Source organism: Microbacterium umsixpiens (genome assembly GCF_053543675.1).
This window is the reverse complement of record NZ_JBLVOH010000086.1, coordinates 10,158-10,558: the sequence shown is the minus strand read 5'-3', so window position 1 is coordinate 10,558 and position 401 is coordinate 10,158. Positions and strand designations below refer to the sequence as shown.

At 72.1% G+C, this 401-nt stretch carries 1 pseudogene; it reads right to left on the bottom strand.

The features are described from left to right. Positions 1-401 (bottom strand): annotated as a pseudogene (locus ACNPM4_RS08830) (Rne/Rng family ribonuclease); the annotation flags it as partial.

Sequence of the window (401 nt, the reverse complement as noted above, 5' to 3'; positions counted from 1 at the left end):
GGCGACGGCCACGACCGCGGCCACGACCCGACGACTCGTCCTGCGACTGCTCGCGCTCGGCGATGCGGTCGAAGATGCGCTCTCCGCGGTCGGGCCGTGCGGGCAGCGGGGTGATCTCGGGCGCGTAGAAGTGCAGTTGCGTGGAGACCTGCGACACGAAGACCTCGGGCAGCAGACCGAGCGACACGGCGGTCACCACGGCCGGGGCCTCGGGAGCAGCCGGGGCCTTCTCGGCGACAGGCGCCTCGACGGTGGAATCCTCGGCAGCGGTCTCAGTGACGGCCGCTCCTTCGGCCGGAGCGTCGGGGACAGCGCTCTCCTCGACGATCGCCTCGACGTCGGCATCCGAGGGAACCACGGCATCGCCGCTCTCCGCCGCAGCGTCTGCCTCGACCTCGGAT